The 16,985-nt window shown below is 57.7% G+C and carries 16 protein-coding genes; 10 read left to right on the forward strand and 6 right to left on the reverse strand.

What is annotated here, in order from left to right; all coding sequences use genetic code 11:
- Positions 1-78 precede the first annotated feature (78 nt).
- The 3 genes from AC2FGC_RS16295 to AC2FGC_RS16305 all read left to right on the forward strand — a co-directional run bounded on the left by AC2FGC_RS16295 (position 79) and on the right by AC2FGC_RS16305 (position 3,769).
- The gene (locus tag AC2FGC_RS16295; protein ID WP_496782891.1) at positions 79-1,434 is read left to right on the forward strand and encodes a formimidoylglutamate deiminase; all 1,356 of its coding nucleotides are present in this window, start codon (positions 79-81) and stop codon (positions 1,432-1,434) included.
- A gap of 29 nt (positions 1,435-1,463) precedes the next feature.
- Positions 1,464-2,168 carry a histidine utilization transcriptional repressor HutC gene (gene hutC / locus AC2FGC_RS16300; protein ID WP_496726500.1) on the forward strand — a complete coding sequence of 235 codons (705 nt, stop codon included), beginning with the start codon at positions 1,464-1,466 and terminating at the stop codon, positions 2,166-2,168.
- Positions 2,169-2,251: 83 nt separating this feature from the next.
- Positions 2,252-3,769, forward strand: coding sequence for a malonate--CoA ligase (locus tag AC2FGC_RS16305; protein WP_496726499.1), 1,518 nt, complete (start codon positions 2,252-2,254; stop codon positions 3,767-3,769).
- On the opposite strand, the gene AC2FGC_RS16310 is transcribed toward AC2FGC_RS16305, so the two are convergent.
- The 5 genes from AC2FGC_RS16310 to AC2FGC_RS16330 form a co-directional block, all read right to left on the reverse strand.
- Positions 3,756-4,493, reverse strand: coding sequence for a metallophosphoesterase family protein (locus tag AC2FGC_RS16310; protein ID WP_496726498.1), 738 nt, complete (start codon positions 4,491-4,493; stop codon positions 3,756-3,758). The genes AC2FGC_RS16305 and AC2FGC_RS16310 overlap by 14 nt on opposite strands.
- Before the next feature lie 118 nt (positions 4,494-4,611).
- A complete protein-coding gene (gene serA, locus AC2FGC_RS16315; RefSeq protein WP_496726497.1) occupies positions 4,612-6,207 on the reverse strand; it encodes a phosphoglycerate dehydrogenase in 1,596 nt (531 codons plus the stop codon).
- A gap of 58 nt (positions 6,208-6,265) precedes the next feature.
- Entirely contained in the window at positions 6,266-7,420 is a 1,155-nt protein-coding gene (locus AC2FGC_RS16320; RefSeq protein ID WP_496726496.1) for a phosphoserine transaminase, read from the reverse strand.
- Between the two features lie 159 nt (positions 7,421-7,579).
- The gene (locus tag AC2FGC_RS16325; protein ID WP_496782895.1) at positions 7,580-8,677 is read right to left on the reverse strand and encodes a Gfo/Idh/MocA family protein; all 1,098 of its coding nucleotides are present in this window, start codon (positions 8,675-8,677) and stop codon (positions 7,580-7,582) included.
- A 12-nt stretch (positions 8,678-8,689) separates the two neighbouring features.
- Positions 8,690-9,400 (reverse strand): GntR family transcriptional regulator, encoded by a 711-nt coding sequence (locus AC2FGC_RS16330; RefSeq protein WP_496726494.1) that lies wholly within the window; start codon positions 9,398-9,400, stop codon positions 8,690-8,692.
- Between the two features lie 106 nt (positions 9,401-9,506).
- On the opposite strand from AC2FGC_RS16330, the gene AC2FGC_RS16335 reads away from it, so the two are divergent.
- The 6 genes from AC2FGC_RS16335 to AC2FGC_RS16360 are packed head-to-tail and all read left to right on the forward strand — an operon-like array spanning position 9,507 to position 15,082.
- Positions 9,507-10,661, forward strand: a complete 1,155-nt coding sequence (locus tag AC2FGC_RS16335) for an LLM class flavin-dependent oxidoreductase (RefSeq protein ID WP_496726493.1) — start codon at positions 9,507-9,509, stop codon at positions 10,659-10,661.
- Complete coding sequence (locus AC2FGC_RS16340) at positions 10,661-11,551, forward strand: aldo/keto reductase (RefSeq protein ID WP_496726492.1); 891 nt, start codon at positions 10,661-10,663, stop codon at positions 11,549-11,551. Before AC2FGC_RS16335 ends, AC2FGC_RS16340 begins: the two co-directional genes overlap by 1 nt.
- On the forward strand, positions 11,551-12,066 hold the full coding sequence (locus AC2FGC_RS16345) for a flavin reductase family protein (RefSeq protein WP_058272664.1): 516 nt from the start codon (positions 11,551-11,553) through the stop codon (positions 12,064-12,066). Before AC2FGC_RS16340 ends, AC2FGC_RS16345 begins: the two co-directional genes overlap by 1 nt.
- Positions 12,067-12,118: 52 nt before the next feature.
- Positions 12,119-12,706 (forward strand): TRAP transporter small permease, encoded by a 588-nt coding sequence (locus tag AC2FGC_RS16350; protein ID WP_496726491.1) that lies wholly within the window; start codon positions 12,119-12,121, stop codon positions 12,704-12,706.
- Positions 12,707-13,996 (forward strand): TRAP transporter large permease, encoded by a 1,290-nt coding sequence (locus AC2FGC_RS16355; RefSeq protein WP_496726489.1) that lies wholly within the window; start codon positions 12,707-12,709, stop codon positions 13,994-13,996.
- 24 nt (positions 13,997-14,020) lie between these two features.
- Positions 14,021-15,082 carry a TRAP transporter substrate-binding protein gene (locus tag AC2FGC_RS16360; protein ID WP_496782897.1) on the forward strand — a complete coding sequence of 354 codons (1,062 nt, stop codon included), beginning with the start codon at positions 14,021-14,023 and terminating at the stop codon, positions 15,080-15,082.
- A gap of 34 nt (positions 15,083-15,116) precedes the next feature.
- On the opposite strand, the gene AC2FGC_RS16365 is transcribed toward AC2FGC_RS16360, so the two are convergent.
- Entirely contained in the window at positions 15,117-15,587 is a 471-nt protein-coding gene (locus tag AC2FGC_RS16365) for a tetratricopeptide repeat protein (protein ID WP_496726487.1), read from the reverse strand.
- 3 nt (positions 15,588-15,590) lie between these two features.
- Here AC2FGC_RS16365 and AC2FGC_RS16370 point away from each other — a divergent pair, with 3 nt between their 5' ends.
- The gene (locus tag AC2FGC_RS16370; protein ID WP_496726486.1) at positions 15,591-16,874 is read left to right on the forward strand and encodes a cytochrome-c peroxidase; all 1,284 of its coding nucleotides are present in this window, start codon (positions 15,591-15,593) and stop codon (positions 16,872-16,874) included.
- Positions 16,875-16,985: the final 111 nt, after the last annotated feature.

The following is a 16,985-nucleotide window of genomic DNA, read 5'->3' on the forward strand; positions in this document are numbered from 1 at the left end:
GATTCTTTTGGGCTCCCTTTGTCGTTAGATTTTTCGTATACGTATAAAAGTTTAAAGTCTACACAAAATGGAAATGCGATGACCATCCATGCGAAAACGGCTTTATTAGGCTCTGATTGGGTCAGTAACTTGCGGGTAGAAATCGCGCACGGTCAGATCCAAAGCTTGGAATCACAAGCGACCGCGCGATCCGGAGACACACAGGTTGATGTCTTGCTGCCAGCCTTGGGAAACCTGCACAGCCACGCCTTTCAGCGCGCGATGGCCGGTATGACAGAAGTGCGCGCCGCCGGCCGCGAGAGCTTTTGGACCTGGCGCACCCTGATGTACCGGTTTCTGGACAGATTGACGCCGGACCACGTAAAGGCCATTGCCGCTTTGGTCTATATGGAGATGCAAGAGGCCGGATATGCCTCGGTCGGTGAGTTTCACTATGTCCATCATCAGCCGGGCGGCGGGCGCTACGACCACGTGTCGGAACTGAGCCAGCGCATATTTGCCGCAGCCGCCCAAACTGGAATCGGGCTGACGCACCTTCCGGTTCTCTACACCTACGGCGGTGTCGAACAACAACCCTTGGCTGGCGGTCAGCTGCGCTTTGGCAATTCTGTGGATCAGTTTCTGAATTTGGTCGACGAATGCCGCATGGCCCTACCGCATGCGGATTCTGTGATCGGTATCGCCCCGCATTCACTGCGGGCAACATCGCCTGACGATTTGCGCGAGCTTCTGAATGCCACTTCTGATGGTCCCGTCCACATCCACATCGCCGAACAGCTAAAGGAAGTGGCCGATGTAGAGGCCGCGCTGGGACAGCGGCCGGTCGAGTGGCTGCTGGACCATGCCGACGTCGATGACCGGTGGTGCCTTATCCACGCGACTCATATGACAGATGCCGAAACACGCGCCGTTGCGCGCTCGGGCGCCGTAGCCGGGTTGTGCCCGATTACCGAGGCGAATTTGGGCGACGGTATTTTCAACGGTGCAGTTTATGTCGAAGAAGGTGGTCGCTTTGGCGTGGGATCAGACTCTAACGTGAGGATTTCTTTGCCTGAGGAACTGCGGGCTTTGGAATATTCCCAACGCCTGCGGGACCATGCGCGAACGGTTTTGGTCAAAAATGAAGGCTCAGTCGGTCAGGCGTTGTATACAGGGGCCGCACAAGGGGGCGCGCAGGCATTGGGACGAAATGCCGGGGAAATCGCAGTCGGCAAGCTGGCCGACCTTGTTGCGATCGACCGATCTCACCCCACGATCTGCGCACTGACTGACGAACAGGTGCTTGACGGGCTGTGCTTTGCAGCGCCGGACGGGTTGGTGACGGATCTTTGGTCAGCAGGGCGCCACATGGTGCAGCAAGGCCGCCACATCGAACGGGATCGGATAATTCCCACGTACCGGTCGGCGATTGCCGATCTTTTGGCAGACGTCTAAACGCACCTACTCAGGTAACCAGAGGCACCATGACCCAATCTAACGAAACCACCAGCTACAGGGACATCAAGGAAACCGTGCTGGCGCGCATTCGGTCGGGTGAGTGGCAGCCGGATTCGCTGCTGCCCAACGAGCAGGACCTGGCCGTCGAATTCTCGTGCACCAGAACGACCGTGAACCGCGCAATGCGAGAGCTGGCGGACGAAGGATTTCTGGAGCGTCGTCGCAAAGCCGGTACACGGGTTTTAAGCGCGCCGCAAAGGCAGGCCCGTTTCACGATCCCCAAGGTGCGGGACGAGGTTGAGGCGTTGGGCGGAATCTATCGTTACGCGCTAGTCTCGTCAGTTGCCGGGCAAGCGCCCGATTGGCTGTCCGCAAGACTGGCGCTAAAACCGGACCAACACGTGATGCACGTGCGCTGCATGCACTTTAACGGCAACACACCTTTTCAGTACGAAGACAGATGGATCGTCATAGACTCGGTTCCACAGGTGGTAAATGCGGACTTCGCCTCAATAGGCCCGAATGAATGGCTAATACAGACCGTTCCCTTCACCAATGTCGAGCTGAGTTTTCTGGCCAGTCGCGCCGATGAATCGGTGGCCGCGTTCCTGGACCTGCCCATCGGTGAGCCGGTGTTTACGGGCGAACGGATCACATGGCTTGAGGGCCAGCCTGTCACCTTTGCAAAGATGTACTTCGCCGCAGGGTACCGGATGACCACTCAGTTCTAAACCTGACCAAGATTTCCGCTTTACCGTGCCTCTAATCCACGCCAGATTCGGGGCAATCTGGTCCTGCGAGAAGGAAGTATGGGATGGGTAACCCGCTCTATGATCGGTTGTTTGGTATCCATGCGGGCAAGGATACGCCGTTTCTTCACCTGCCTGACGGCCAAACCATTACCCATGCAGCTTTTCTGGACATGGCGTCGCGCATAGCAAACACGTTGAACGGGTACGAGCTTGAGCCCGGAGACCGAGTTGCTGTTCAGGTGGAAAAGTCGCCAGAAGCGTTGGCGCTCTATGCGGCTTGCGCGCAAACCGGATTGATCTTTTTGCCGTTGAACACGGCCTACACATCCGGCGAGCTTAGCTATTTCATCGAAAACAGTGGGGCTGCGCTGGTGGTTTGCGATGCCGCCAAACAAGCGGAACTGACGCCCATCGCCGAGGCGCAAAACGCAAGGTTAGAGACGCTCAACGCTGACGGCTCGGGCAGTCTGATGCGGCGGGCTTTGGGCATGCTTCCTGCTTTCGGACCGGTTAAGCGGACAGAGAATGATCTTGCCGCGTTCCTATATACGTCTGGCACGACCGGGCGCTCCAAAGGTGCGATGATGACGCAAGCCAACCTGCTGTCCAACGCCGAGACCCTGGTGGACGAATGGCGGTTTACGCAGGATGATGTGCTGCTGCACGCCTTGCCGATCTTTCATACCCACGGGCTGTTTGTAGCGACGAACGTTATTCTGGCCTCGGGCGGATCGATGATCTTTTTGCCGAAGTTTGATCTGGATGACGTTCTACGCCTGATGCCCAATGCGACCTCGATGATGGGCGTGCCGACCTTTTATACCCGATTGCTGGCGGATGATCGGTTCACCGGTGATCTGGCGCAGCACATGAGGCTGTTCATCTCGGGTTCGGCCCCGCTGCTGGCCGAAACGCATGAACGTTTCGAAGACCGGACCGGACACCGCATCCTGGAACGCTATGGGATGACAGAAACCAATATGAACACCTCGAACCCGTATGACGGTGAACGTCGCGCAGGAACTGTCGGGTTCCCGTTGCCGAGTGTCGAGCTAAAGGTAACCGACCCTGAATCCGGCGAGGCGTTGCCACTGGGTGAAATTGGCATGATCGAAGTGCGCGGACCCAACGTCTTCAAAGGCTATTGGCAAATGCCCGAAAAAACCGCCGCGGAATTGCGCGAAGACGGGTTCTTTATCACCGGTGATCTCGGGCGCGTGGATGCGGATGGTTACGTACACATCGTGGGTCGCGGCAAGGACCTGATCATTTCTGGCGGGTTCAACATCTACCCCAAGGAGGTCGAGCTGGTGCTGGACGACCAGCCCGGTGTTTTTGAAAGCGCCGTGATTGGCGTACCACACCCTGACTTCGGCGAAACCGTTCTGGGTATTCTGGTTGCAGAACCGGGCCGAGCGCTTGATCTTGATGCCATTATGGCCAGCGTTCAGAACCAACTGGCGCGGTTCAAACACCCCAGCCAACTGATCGTGCTGAATGAGCTGCCCCGAAACACCATGGGGAAAGTGCAAAAGAACGCCTTGCGCGAGCTTTACAAAGATATGTTTACCGCGGATTAGGCTCTAACGGGACTCGACCGGCATCAGTCAGCAACCAGCACTGACGCCCTTCGAACACAGCTGTGGCTAGTGGTCGACTATAGCCTGCCCCTGCGTCCAGATTGACGCGATTTCCGTAATGCTCGGCCCGGTCCACCGGAGTATGCCCATGCACAATCAGCCAGGGGTACGCACGTGCATCGTGCAGGAACTCCTGGCGTATCCAAACCAGATCATCCTCGGATTGCTGCGCCAAAGGGACACCGGGCCGGATGCCAGCGTGAACGAACAAAAGCTCACCCTCTTGGTGATAGGTCGGCAGAGCATTGATAAAGTCTAGATGTGCCGGCTGCAGAGCGGCGCAGGCCCGTTCGTGAACCTGAAAGATCCGGTCATTGTCCGTGACCTCGACACCGTAAGATGCCAGCGTCTCCTGACCACCAAGCCGGGGATTCAGCCAGTTCAAAGTAATCGGCAACTGCTTGTCTGCAATCTCGCAATCCTGCACGAAACGGACCATCATTCGGTCGTGGTTGCCTTTGACCATAACCCAGTTTCGCCCGGCGCGTTGGCCTTCGATCAGCAGATCCAGCACCTCGCGGCTGTTCGGGCCACGATCCACGTAGTCCCCCAGAAAGACAACCCGCGCATCCGGCCCGCCATCCGCCTCGATAAGGGATAGCGCGTTTTGCAGCATGCCCAGTTGCCCATGGATATCGCCGACCGCGTAAATTGGGATGCTCAAAACGTTGCCTCTTGGAATATGTCAGACACTTTGTGCAACAACTCGGTTGCAGAAAAAAGACAATGCCCGCACAAATTTTGCACGGGCATCGCTATGGTCACAATCTTCGGGCCAAAACTCAGGCCACGTCAAATTCCAGCGGCTTGATCTGAGTGAACAACCCAGTTTCCGCCAGTTTCGCGCGCGCTTCGGCGGGAACCGGCTCGTCCACATAAAGGAGCGCAATCGCTTCTCCGCCCGCCTCGGCACGGCCCAGAGTAAAGTTAGCGATGTTTACGTTGTTCTCGCCCATGGTCTGACCCAGCGCACCGATGATACCCGGAACGTCTTCGTTGGTAGTATAGAGCATGTGGGCACCGACCTCGGCATCGATATTGATGCCTTTGATCTGGATAAAGCGCGGCTTGCCATCGCTGAAAACCGTACCCCCGATTGAGCGTTCGCGCTTGTCGGTTACCACAGTCACCTTGATGTAGCCGTCAAAGACACCGGTCTTGTCCTGATTGGTGGTCGACAGCTGAATCCCGCGCTCTTTCGCTACAACCGGGGCCGACACCATGTTCACTTCCGGGTTGAACTTTTTCATGATCCCGGCAACCACGGCGCAGTTCAGGGCAGCCAGGTTCATCTCAGCCGCGACGCCATCATACAGGATGTTGATTGCCTTAACTGGTTCATCGGTCATCTGACCAATGAAACTGCCCAGGTGACCGGCCAGCTTAATCCATGGACCCATGATCTTGGCTTCTTCTGCAGTGACGCTGGGCATGTTCAGCGCGTTTTCCACCGCACCAGTCAGCAGATAGTTCGAGATCTGTTCAGCCACCTGCAGGGCAACATTTTCCTGTGCCTCGGTCGTTGCAGCGCCAAGGTGTGGCGTGCAGACGACGTTCGGCAAGTTGAACAGCGGGTTGTCCTTTGCCGGTTCTTCTTTGAAAACATCAAACGCGGCCCCTGCGACATGCCCGGATTGCAGCATCTCGGCCAGTGCCTCTTCGTCGACCAGACCACCACGGGCGCAGTTGACGATGCGCACGCCAGGCTTGGTCTTGGCCAGGTTTTCGCGGCTCAGGATATTACGGGTCTGGTCTGTCAGCGGTACGTGCAGGGTGATGAAATCGGCGCGGGCCAGCAATTCGTCCAGCTCGACCTTTTCGACGCCCATCTTGGCGGCTTTCTCTTCGCCCAGATAGGGATCGTAGGCGACGACTTTCATCTTCAGGCCCAGCGCGCGTTCACAGACGATGCCGCCAATGTTGCCCGCGCCAATTACGCCGAGGGTCTTGTTGGTCAGCTCGATGCCCATGAATTTGGACTTTTCCCATTTGCCTGCATGCGTCGAAGTGCTGGCCTCGGGGATCTGGCGCGCAACGGCGAACATCATCGCAATTGCGTGTTCGGCGGTGGTGATCATGTTGCCAAACGGCGTGTTCATGACGATCACACCCTTTTTCGACGCCGCATCCTTATCGACATTATCGGTGCCGATACCGGCGCGGCCGATGACCTTCAGATTGTCGGCTTTTTCCAGCAGCGTCGGCGTGACCTTTGTGGCCGAGCGGATAGCCAGACCGTCATACTGGCCAATCAGCTCGGCCAGCTTGTCCTTGTCCTTGCCCAGGTCGGGCATGAAATCCACGTCGATGCCGCGGTCGCGGAAGATCTGCACGGCGGTTTCGCTGAGTTTGTCGGATACGAGTACTTTGGGGGCCATGTTTGAGGTCCTTGAATTTCATGAAAAATCCGGGCCTGAAACGGCCCGGTAAAAAGGGTCAGGCGGCTTCTGTCTGCGCCGCGATCTCAGCCTCAAAGGCCCATGTCAGCCAAGGCAACATCGCCTCGATATCCGAGGTTTCAACCGTGCCACCGCACCAGATGCGCAGGCCTGCGGGTGCGTCTCGGTAGGCACCGATATCCAATGCGATATTCTCAGCCTCAAGCCGCTTAGCCACAGCTTTGGCGAATGTCGCACCGTCCTGAATGCGTGCGTCGGTGAACTTCAGGCAGACCGAAGTATTCGACTGTGTCGCCGCATCTTCTGCCAGATTGGCGATCCAGTCGTTTTGGTCGCAGAACGCGTGAACCGCATCGGCATTGGCATTCGCACGGGCGATCAAGCCCTGCAAACCACCAACCGAACGTGCCCAGTCCAATGCGAACAAGTAATCTTCGACCGCCAGCATCGAGGGCGTGTTGATCGTTGCACCGGTAAAGATACCGTCGATCAGCTTGCCGCCCTTGGTCAAGCGGAAAATCTTGGGCAAGGGCCATGCGGGAGTGTAGCTCTCCAGCCGCTCCACCGCGCGGGGGCTCAGGATCAACATCCCGTGCGCCGCTTCACCACCCAACACTTTTTGCCAGCTGAACGTAGTCACATCCAGCTTATCCCACGGTAGGTCCATCGCAAACGCAGCCGAGGTTGCGTCACAGATCGTCAGGCCCTGACGATCATCCGCGATCCAGTCGCCATTGGGAACCCGGACGCCCGAGGTGGTGCCGTTCCATGTAAAGACAACGTCATTGGCAAAATCAACCGAGGCCAAATCAACGAGCTGACCGTAATCCGCCGTCTTCACCTCGGCGTCAATTTTCAACTGCTTGACTACGTCGGTCACCCAGCCAGAGCCAAAGCTTTCCCAGGCCAGCATCTCAACCTTGCGTTCGCCCAGCAACGACCACAGAGCCATCTCAACCGCACCAGTGTCCGACGCGGGAACGATACCGATCTTGTAGTCTGCCGGAATGCCCAGCACTTCGCGCGTGCCTTCGATGGCCGCCTTCAGCTTGTCCTTGCCGACGGCGGCACGGTGCGACCGGCCCAGCGCAGCATCGGCCAATTTGGTCAGATCAAATGTGGGGGGTTTGGCGCAGGGGCCCGAGGAAAAACGCGGATTGGCCGGCCGCGTCGCCGGTTGTTCAGTGCTCATGTGTATTACCCTTACAGATACACGCCCCTCGTTGGGGAGGGGTGTCCCACAGACAGAGCTATTGCCTCGAACGACGCCCAGCAAGCGGAAAAGACGCATCGGGTGCCAAAAACGACACCCGATTATGTGCGTATCTGGAACGCGGGTTTCCTATCGGCATCAAGACGAGAGGCGCACAGTCTCTCCGGTTTCCAATGCCTGTTGCGCCGCCAAACCGATGCGCACGGCCCAAAGGCCATCGTTCAGGGTGACGTCAGGTTGTGCCTTTTCGCCTCGTAGAACAGCTAAGAACCCCTGATGTTGGTAGAAAGTTGAACCATTGTGGTCCCCGGCGGCCAATAGGCGCGGATCGACGGGGATCTCTTTGGTGACCGGACCTTTTGGGGCACGTGGGCTGACAATGATCTGCGGCACCGGCGGTGCGCCCAGATGTTCCGGCCAGAACCGTCCCGGCCCCGGCACAAGGGCTTCAATCTTGGCATCCGGCCCAACTGCCGAGATTTCCTCCTGATATCGGGACCCTTCCGCGAACATGCAAAGTTCCAGCATCGCGCGCGCGCCCGAGGCGAAATCCACGATGACATAACCATGGTCGAGGATATCGGGCGTCTCGCCCTCATAGTCCTCATCCAGATGGTTGACCGCCTGCCCGCCGCTGGCTGTTACGCGAACCGGGTCGGATTGCAGGATCAGACGCATCAGGTCGAAGAAATGGCAGCACTTCTCGACAAATGTTCCGCCTGTATTCCGGTTGAACCGGTTCCAATTCCCGACCTTTTCCAGAAACGGAAACCGATGCTCGCGAATTGACAGCATCTTTACGCCGCCCGTGACCTCAGCCTCGGCAATCAGCGCGGCAATGGGCGGCATATAGCGGTATTCCATCGCAACCCAGATCGGGTGCGGATAATCACGCTGCAGCGCCTCAAGCCGCGACGCATCCACCGGATCTGTGAAAAGAGGTTTCTCTACCAACAACGGCAACGGGCGCGTCCGGGCAATCTCTTCGATTTGATCCACATGCAGGTGGTTGGGGCTAACGATGACGGCGCAGTCCAGATCGTCGACCGCAAGCAATTCTTCGACTGAAGACACCATCACCGCATCAGGCGCAATCGCCTGCGCTGCCTTCGCCATCTCGGCGTCAGGCTCAAAAATCGCTGAAACGCGCGTGTCGTCCAGCAGGGCAATATTGTGCAGGTGTTCCTGCCCCATCATACCGCATCCGATCAGCCCGTAGTGAATGGTCCGGGTCATGCGCAGTTCCTTTTACTTCAGTCGTTGGACATAGGTGGCTCGATCCGGGTCGAACCATGTTTTTGAAAACTCAACCGGTTCGGGTTTTTCCGACCAGCTGAACCGTTCGATGTAGCCAACCGTTTCTCCGGCTGGCCTGGTGAAATCAGGGGGCGTCCAATCCGGCAACATCCCGAGGGAAACCCTGTCTTCAGCACGCGTGATCCAGAACCCCAACTGGTGCTGGTAGTACCGATAAAGCGAGTCGGACAGCAGCTGTCGATCAATCAAACCAGCAGACTCATCCAGCCAGATTTCTTCAACCGCGATAATTGTATCATTCAGGTAGCGCATTCGGCGCACCCGCGAGCCCATGTCCGACGAACCAAATCGCGGCAAATCTGCGGGCTTTTTCAGATGGTCAACTGACAGGATATCCGCCCGCGGCAACCCACCGCCTTCAGGCAGCTCTAGTCGGAACATCGCATAGACGCTGTTTTGCGTTCCGGTCTCGCGTACATAATTTCCCGAACCCTGAATACGCTCCAGCATCCCCTTTTTTTCAAGCTCAGCCAGCGATTTTCGCAGGGTCCCTACCGATACCTTCAGTTCCGCGGCAAGGTCTCGTTCGGGCGGCAAGCGTTCGCCATCGATCAGGCGACCGGCAGCGATGTCGCGGATCAAAAGCTCGGCAATCTGAACATAAACCGGCAGGGCGTTCGGGTTTCGGTTGGCTGACGACATCTTTGGGCGCTTCACTCAGTCGCAGGAAAAATTGATACACCATTGATCTACATCAATGTGATTGCTACGCAAGAGGAAAGTCACAGCCACGCGGAGAGCGAATCAGATGACCATCGTCCCCATCACCTCACCCGATCTGAATGCGGCCGAGGTTTCGTGGTTTGCGGCGTTGTGTTCCGACGATTACCAGTTTCTTGGAATACCTGATGGCGATCTACGATCGAGCTGGGACCACTGCTCGGGCATCGTGAAAGAGGCCGAGGCGCAAGGGTTCCGAAACATCCTCTGCCCGTCGTCCTATCAGGTGGGGCAAGACACGTTGAGCTTTGTCGCCGGCTGCGCGCCGATCACCGACAAGATCAACATGTTGGCCGCTGTGCGCTGCGGCGAGATGCAGCCCATCATGCTGGCCCGCACCATCGCAACGCTGGACCACATGCTGCAGGGGCGCTTGACGGTTAACATCATCTCGTCCGATTTCCCCGGAGAGAAAGCCGACAGCGCCTATCGCTACCAGCGCTCGCGCGAAGTGGTGGAAATCCTGAAACAGGCGTGGACGCAGGATGAGATCAACCATGCGGGTGAGGTCTATAACTTCTCAGGGCTCACGACCGACCCGGCGAAGCCATATCAGGCAGGTGGCCCGCTGCTGTATTTTGGTGGTTATTCCCCATCCGCTCTGGATCTGTGTGGCGAGCATTGCGACGTCTACCTGATGTGGCCCGAAACCAAGGATCAACTGGCCGAACGGATGAAAGCCGTCCACGCGGTTGCCGAGAACTACAACCGCACACTCGATTACGGCCTGCGCGTGCACATGATCGTCCGCGATACCGAGGCCGAAGCGCAGGAATACGCCGACTACATCGTCTCAAAACTCGACGACGAATATGGTCGCGCCATCCGTGAGCGTGCTTTGGATTCGACATCACTGGGCGTCGCGCATCAGGCCAAGAACCGGGATCTTGCGGATGAATACGGCTATGTCGAACCCGGCCTTTGGACCGGCGTTGGCCGCGCGCGGTCCGGGTGCGGCGCCGCTCTGGTCGGATCGACCGATCAGGTCATGTCCAAGATCGAAGAGTATCAGAAGATGGGCATCCGCGCCTTCATCTTCTCGGGATACCCGCACATGGACGAAGCTCGCCATTTTGGCAGCCGTGTTATGCCTAATCTGAAAACCTGTTCCCTTCCCGAAGCCTACGGAAGGGTCCCTGCAAATACCCCGGCCACGCCGCTGGGCAACGGAGTTCGTCGCTGATGCAACGTGTGAAACTATCTGACTCGCTGGATATGAGCCGCCTTGTCTATGGCATGTGGCGACTGGGCGACGACGACGACACTTCGACGGGTCATGTCGAGGCCAAGATTCAGGCCTGTCTGGATCAGGGCATCACCACCTTCGATCAGGCCGATATCTATGGCGGCTACGCGGCCGAGGCCGTTCTGGGCAACGCCTTACGCGCAAATCCGGGCCTGCGTCAGCAAATGGAAATCGTCACCAAATGTGACATCGTCGCACCGATGGGTCGGTATGCGGACGCCAAGTGCAAATACTATGACACGTCGCGCGGGCATATACTGAAATCGGTTGAGACATCGCTGTCCGAAATGGCCATCGATCATATCGACCTGCTGCTGATTCACCGCCCCGATCCATTCATGGATCATCACGAAACAGGTGCCGCGCTGGACGAAGTCGTCGCCGGCGGCAAGGTCGGCGCGGTTGGCGTGTCGAATTTCCGCCCATGGGACTGGAGCCTGCTGCAATCGGCGATGAAAACCCAACTGGTGACCAACCAGATCGAGATTTCTCTGGGCGAAATCGGCCCCTTCACCAACGGGGATCTTGCGTTTCATCAGCAGCATAGCCAGCCGGTGATGGCATGGTCACCCTTGGGTGGCGGGTTGCTGATGGCTGGAAACCCTCCGGTCGGGGTTGTAGCGGACGAAATCGCCGAGGAATTCGGCGTGGATCGCGCTGCCGTGGCGGTGGCGTTTCTTCTGGCCCACCCTGCAGGCATTCTTCCGGTCTTGGGCACCAACAATCTGGACAGGATCAAGCGCATCTCTGACGCGCTGAAAGTCAATCTGGATCGCGAGAGCTGGTACCGCCTGTATGAGGCGGCACTGGGGCATGAGGTACCATGATGAATGCAATCTCAAAGGACATGACCCGCACATTCGTTCCCCACAGGGACGATACCCGAACCTTGCGCGACGCTTTTGGTCGTTTTGCCACCGGTGTCACTGTTGTCACCTGCGACAGCACAGACGGGCCGGTTTGCATCACCGCCAACAGTTTCTCGTCCCTTTCGCTGGACCCACCACTTGTCATGTGGGCAGGCGATCGCAACTCGCGCCGGTTCCGTTATTTCCAAGAAGCACGGCATTTCAGTGTTCACGTCCTTTCAGCGGAACAGGCCGAGCTTTGCTTTGGATGTTCGAAAGACGCGTTTGCGCTTCAGGATATCGACCACGAGCGCTGTGAAAATGGAACCCCGCTGCTGCCGGATTGTCTGGCCCGTTTCGAATGTGAGCAACACGCTTATCACGACGCTGGCGACCACGTTATCGTTATTGGAAAGGTCCTGCGTGCCAGTATGGCGGACGGAGACGCATTGACCTTCTACGCCGGAAAGCTCGGCCAATTCGCGCACCAGTAAGCGCGGAATAACTGTCGCGGTGAAAACCCGCGGCTGAAAAGGGAGGATCCGCATGGGCGGATTGACGTCGGTGCTTGCGCCGATCGCGTTTGTAAATGAAGCCGTGCTGCGATTGGGCCGCGCGGTTGGTGTCGTTGCGATTGCACTGATGGTGATCGCAATCCTGATACAGGTGTTCTTCAGATACGTTTTGGGCAACGCGCTGCCCTGGCCGGATGAGGCCGCTCGGTTCTGCATGTTATGGATGACTGGCCTGATGGCCCCCACTGCATTTCGGCGCGGCGGGTTTGTCGCCATCGACATGGTGCCCCTGATGCTGCCGCGTGGGATTGGGCAAACCCTGAACATCCTGCTGCTGCTGGTTTCGCTGGCCGTTTTGGTGGTGGCTGTCAAAATCGGCTGGTCCGAGGTCACCGGGTTTGGCGGCAAGTTCGCCACCGCTGCACTGTATTTGCCAACGTCCTTTGGGTTTGACGAGTGGTATCGCATCCCGCGCAGCTGGATGATGGCCTCGCTTCTGGTGGGGGTCGTCCTGCTGATCTCAGTCAATATCGAGCTGATCCTGCGCGCCGTCGTAACCCTGTTGGGCGGCGGACATCTGCTGCCGGATATTGCCGATGCACCTGTAGGGGCCGAATAGATGCTGATATGGTTCCTACCCACATTTCTGGTGTTTCTGCTGATCGGTCTGCCGGTCTTTTTCGCATTGCTGGCCGCGCCCGGCATTCTGCTTTGGCTGAACGGTCAGACGGCCGACATCACGCTGCTGTATCGCAATGTCTATAACGGCATGGATAGCTTTCCGCTAATGGCGATCCCCTTCTTCATGCTGGCCGGAGAGCTGATGAACCGGGGCGGCATCACGCTGCGGCTGGTTGAATTCAGTCAGGCGCTGATGGGCCACTTTCGAGGCGGTCTGGCCCATGTGAACGTACTCAGCTCGATCCTGTTTGCCGGGCTGTCAGGCTCAGCCGTGGCCGATACGTCGGCGCTGGGTTCAATGCTGATCCCAGCGATGGAGAAACAGGGCTATACCCGCAAGTTCGCCGCCGCGATCACAGCGGCCAGTTCGGTGATCGGACCGATCATTCCACCCTCGGGCATCATGATCATCTACGCCTATGTCATGGGCGAAAGCGTTGCAGCGTTATTCCTTGCAGGGATCGTGCCGGGCGTCATGGTGGGTGTTGGCCTGATGCTGATGATTAAGGTCATGGCCGACAAATACGACTTCCCGGTCGCCAGCCGAAAATACACCTGGGGCGAGCGACGTCAGGCCAGCCTTAAAGCGTTCTTCCCCCTGCTGACGCCAGTCATCATTCTGGGAGGTATTCTGGGTGGTATCTTCACTCCAACCGAGGCCGCGGCGGTTGCTGTGGGCTATGCGTTCATCATCGGCTTTTTTGTCTTGCGCACACTGACCTTGAAAGAGGTGCCTGAAATTCTCAGCAATGCGGGTCTGACCTCGGCCGTCGTTTTGTTGCTGGTCGGCGCGGCGATGGCCTTCAAAACCGTGGTCAGCCTCAGCCACGCGCCTGAACAACTGGCCGAGTTGATCCTCAGCCTTTCGGAAAACCCACTGATCCTTCTGTTCCTGATCAACCTGTTGCTGTTCATCGTAGGCATGTTCCTGGACGCAGGCCCCGCGATCATCATCCTTGGCCCGATCCTGGCCCCGATCTTTACCAGCCTTGGCGTCGATCCGATCCACTTTGCCATCATCATGAGCGTCAACCTGACCGTGGGCCTTGCGACACCGCCTATGGGGTTGGTCCTGTTTGTGGCCGCCGCCGTGTCACGCGAAAAAGTTGAAACCATCGCCAAGGCAATCCTGCCATTCCTGGCCGTCGAAATCATAGTGATCTTTCTGATCACCTATATCCCCGCACTATCCATGACGATCCCACGCATAACGGGATTTGCAAACTGACTGAGTATCACAGGGAGGAAACGCATGCTCGGAAGATTTATCAAAACAGCAGCCTTAGCGACATCGCTGGTTGCCGCAACCGCCATCGCGGCAACTGCAGCTGACTACACGCTGCGCGCGACTGCAAACTCTAATGAAAACGATGAAGATTATGACGGTCTGATCGTCTTCAAGAACTTCGTCGAAGCGGCCTCGAACGGCGCGATCGAGGTCGAATTGTTTATCGGAACACAGCTGTGTTCAAATGGTGCGGAATGCCTGCAGGGCGTTGCTGATGGCACCATCGACATCTACATCTCCACCTCGGGCGGTGCCTCGGGGATCTTCCCCTACGTTCAGGTCCTCGACCTGCCCTACCTGATGGCCGATGACCGTGTCGCTGAGCGTGTTCTGTCTGGTGATTTCACGCGCACAATGCGCGAAATGGCGTTGGAGGATTCCGGCGGTGCCATCCGCCTGATGACGATCGGCAACACTGGCGGCTGGCGCAACTTTGCCAACACGCAACGCCGCATTGCCGAGCCCGCCGACATGGAAGGACTGAAGATCCGCACCGTGGTCGCCGACCTACCGCAGGAACTGGTCAAGGCACTGGGCGCTTCGCCGACCCCGATCCCGTGGCCCGAGCTGTTCACAAGCTTCCAAACCGGCGTTGTTGAAGGATCCAAGAACGGCATCACAGATATCATGGGCATGAAATTCCCGGATGCGGGTCTGCAATATGTTACGCTGGACGGCCACGCCTATATGGGTGCGCTGTGGTGGATGAATAACGCCAAGTTCCAGGAGATGCCCGAAGATCTGCGCCGCGTGGTCGTCGACGGTTTCTATGCGCTGCAGCAGGCCACTTTTGCCTCGCCCAAGCGCAAGTCGATCCAGGCTTATGAAGATTTCGTTGCGGGCGGCGGTGACCTCTACGTCCCGACACCCGATCAGAAAGCCGCGTTCAAAGATTCGGCCACGCCTGTTTACGAGTGGTTCCAGTCCAACGTAGCTCGTGGTGATGAGATCTTTGCCGCGCTGACCGAAGCCGTTTCGATTGCGGAAGGCGAGATCAATGCGTCGCGCGATGCGGACCTGAACTAATCAATTGTGGGTCGGGCCTTGTGGCCCGGCCCTTTCACCGAAACGGGTACATCCACCCTTTGTAGTCGTTGACCAGAACATGCGCCCTTTCAATCTGCTCCGGCGACATTTTCTTGACCACTTCCTCAAGGCTGATCGCCGCGTCGGGATCGCCGCCAATGGCGCTGAGCGTGTACCACATGTAAGCCCGCACCAAATCAGGCGCGGGCATGCCAAGGCCCAGTTCATAATACCAGCCGACGCCGGATTGCGCCCCGGGATGCCCCTTCATCGAGGCCCGCAGATACCACTCAAACGCTCTTTCATAGTCCTGCTCGACACCCAAACCAAGGCCGTACATCACTCCGATCAGTTCCTCGGCCTCGGCGTTGCCAGAACGCGCGGCAGGCCAAAGTTCCTCGCGCGCGGCTTCGAACTCACCCGCCTCCATCATGTCACGGGCCTGTTCCAACTCGGCCAGCGCCGGGGTGGTAAAAAGACAAAAGGCAAAAACAAACTGGCGCATGGGATGGCTGCTTTCCTCTGGGCCGGGATGGCAATGGCGCAAGAGCTACCACGACCGCTGACAGATGACGATTTCCTGTTCTTTGATATGGAACAGGCCGCCATCGGTCATCAACTGTTTTACGACCCGATCCTGTCCGGCAATCAGAACATCGCCTGCGCCCATTGCCATCACCCCGATTTCGGAACATCCGATGGATTGTCGCTGGGCATCGGCGAAGGCGGTCAGGGCTTGGGACCCGACCGCACTCCAGGCACCGGAGCCGACAAGATTCGAAAACGTATCCCCCGAAATTCTCCGGGCCTTTGGAATCTTGGGGCAAAGGACATTCACACCCTGTTCCACGATGGCCGCCTGAGTATTTCGGATGATTATGGCAATGGCTTCAACTCGCCTGCACAGGAATGGTTGCCCGAGGGGCTGAATTCACTGCTGGCCGCGCAGGCGCTTTTCCCGCTGACTTCGCAGTTCGAAATGGCGGGTAACGTGGCCGAGAACCAGGTAACTGGGGCCGTACATGACCGGATCGACAAAGGCTGGCCAATATTGGCCAAACGCGTCCGTACCGATCCTCGTTACGGCCCGGCCATCATGGCCGCGTATGATGATGTTGAAACGACCGAAGACATCTCGATCACACAGATCGCCAACGCGTTGGCCGCCTTCATGGCCATTGAATGGCGCAGCACTGACAGCCCGTTTGATCGATATTTAGCCGGGGACACCAATGCCCTGTCGCCGGAACAAGTGAATGGGATGGATTTATTCTACGGCAAAGCCCGTTGTTCGGCCTGCCATTCTGGCCCGCTGATGTCCGATCAGGAGTTTCACGCTCTGGCCCTGCCGCCCTTTGGTCCCGGCCGAACCCGGCAGTGGGACCCTTATGTCAGGGACGTTGGACGTATGGGCGAAAGTGACCGGCTAGAGGATGCCTATCGCTTCCGCACTCCGATGCTGCGCAACGTGGCCCTGACCGCACCTTACGGCCACAACGGAGCCTTCCCGGATCTCGAAAGCATGATCCGCCATCATTTGGACCCTGTAGCAAGTTTCGCAAATTGGACACCCGAGACGGCAGCACTGCCCAACGTACCATGGCTACAAAAGGCAGATTTCCTTGTACGGCACGACCGATTTGAAATGCAGCGTGTACGCAGCAAAATCGACATTACCCCGCTGGAATTGTCTGAAGATGAGATCAACAGCCTCGTCGAATTTCTGCATGCCCTTACCGGTACCAGCGTGGACACACCGCCATTTGGCGTGCCCGTTGGCTTCACACCCTAGGATAAACCCCCGCTTTGAAACGGGGGCTCCAAATTTACTCAGCGGCTTCTTCGTAAGCGTCCATTGGGGGGCATGTGCAGATTAGGTTTCTGTCGCCATATGCGTTGTCGA

The organism is Ruegeria sp. CDSC054 (assembly GCF_059610645.1).

Coding starts and splice junctions, on each gene's coding strand:
- AC2FGC_RS16330 (WP_496726494.1), bottom strand. CDS start 9,400: ATGTCGTCAGCCAACCGAAACCCGAACGCCCTGCCGGTTTATGTTCAG.
- AC2FGC_RS16320 (WP_496726496.1), bottom strand. CDS start 7,420: ATGAGCACTGAACAACCGGCGACGCGGCCGGCCAATCCGCGTTTTTCC.
- AC2FGC_RS16295 (WP_496782891.1), top strand. CDS start 79: ATGACCATCCATGCGAAAACGGCTTTATTAGGCTCTGATTGGGTCAGT.
- serA (WP_496726497.1), bottom strand. CDS start 6,207: ATGGCCCCCAAAGTACTCGTATCCGACAAACTCAGCGAAACCGCCGTG.
- AC2FGC_RS16325 (WP_496782895.1), bottom strand. CDS start 8,677: ATGACCCGGACCATTCACTACGGGCTGATCGGATGCGGTATGATGGGG.
- AC2FGC_RS16340 (WP_496726492.1), top strand. CDS start 10,661: ATGCAACGTGTGAAACTATCTGACTCGCTGGATATGAGCCGCCTTGTC.
- AC2FGC_RS16355 (WP_496726489.1), top strand. CDS start 12,707: ATGCTGATATGGTTCCTACCCACATTTCTGGTGTTTCTGCTGATCGGT.
- AC2FGC_RS16360 (WP_496782897.1), top strand. CDS start 14,021: ATGCTCGGAAGATTTATCAAAACAGCAGCCTTAGCGACATCGCTGGTT.
- AC2FGC_RS16335 (WP_496726493.1), top strand. CDS start 9,507: ATGACCATCGTCCCCATCACCTCACCCGATCTGAATGCGGCCGAGGTT.
- AC2FGC_RS16350 (WP_496726491.1), top strand. CDS start 12,119: ATGGGCGGATTGACGTCGGTGCTTGCGCCGATCGCGTTTGTAAATGAA.
- AC2FGC_RS16370 (WP_496726486.1), top strand. CDS start 15,591: ATGGCTGCTTTCCTCTGGGCCGGGATGGCAATGGCGCAAGAGCTACCA.
- AC2FGC_RS16365 (WP_496726487.1), bottom strand. CDS start 15,587: ATGCGCCAGTTTGTTTTTGCCTTTTGTCTTTTTACCACCCCGGCGCTG.
- hutC (WP_496726500.1), top strand. CDS start 1,464: ATGACCCAATCTAACGAAACCACCAGCTACAGGGACATCAAGGAAACC.
- AC2FGC_RS16345 (WP_058272664.1), top strand. CDS start 11,551: ATGAATGCAATCTCAAAGGACATGACCCGCACATTCGTTCCCCACAGG.
- AC2FGC_RS16305 (WP_496726499.1), top strand. CDS start 2,252: ATGGGTAACCCGCTCTATGATCGGTTGTTTGGTATCCATGCGGGCAAG.